Origin of the sequence: Dialister sp. CAG:357 (genome assembly GCF_000435155.1) — a bacterium.
GTDB classification, from domain to species: Bacteria; Bacillota; Negativicutes; order Veillonellales; family Dialisteraceae; genus Dialister; species Dialister hominis.
The window spans coordinates 36,324-36,964 of sequence record NZ_FR896467.1; the positions used below are offsets into that span (position 1 = coordinate 36,324).

1 pseudogene is annotated in these 641 nt (G+C 43.1%); it reads left to right on the forward strand.

Annotation, left to right across the window (positions count from 1 at the left end):
• Window positions 1-600: pseudogene (locus tag M3200_RS08480) on the forward strand (radical SAM family heme chaperone HemW); the annotation flags it as partial.
• Between the last annotated feature and the right edge of the window lie 41 nt (window positions 601-641).

Sequence of the window (641 nt, forward strand, 5' to 3'; positions counted from 1 at the left end):
CTTCCGATCAATCATCTGTCTGTCTACAGTCTGATCATTGAAAACGGGACAAAGTTCGGTCAGATGGCTGAAAGAGGAATCCTCAAAAGGCCGACGGAAGAAGAGAGCTGGGAAATGTATCAGATGATGTGCCGCATTCTTCCTCACTACGGCCTTGAAAGATATGAGATTTCCAGTTTTGCAAGAAAAGGATACAGATCAAGACATAATCTGAAGTATTGGGATTTATCCCATTACCTGGGATTGGGACCCGCGGCATGTTCAAGGATCGGACATGCAAGGAAAGAAAACAACCCGGGCGTCAGATTATATGAGAAAGAAGTTCTGTCTGGGAATCTTCCGCCGGAAGAAGTGGAGAATCTTTCTGTCAAAGATGAAATGGAAGAATACTGCTTCCTGCATCTTCGTACAAGAGAGGGAATCCCGCTTCAGGATTTTGAGGAAAGGTATGGATTTCCGATTGAGCACTGGTTCGGCAGGGAAATTGCCATGCTGAAAGAGAGGAAGCTTCTGAAGGAATCTTTGGGACATCTTTTTATGACGTATCATGGTGCTGCTTTGGGAAATTTCGTATTTGAACAGTTCATTATCGATGAATAGATCTTTACGGCGGATTGTATAATTAAGTTGAACACTTAAAA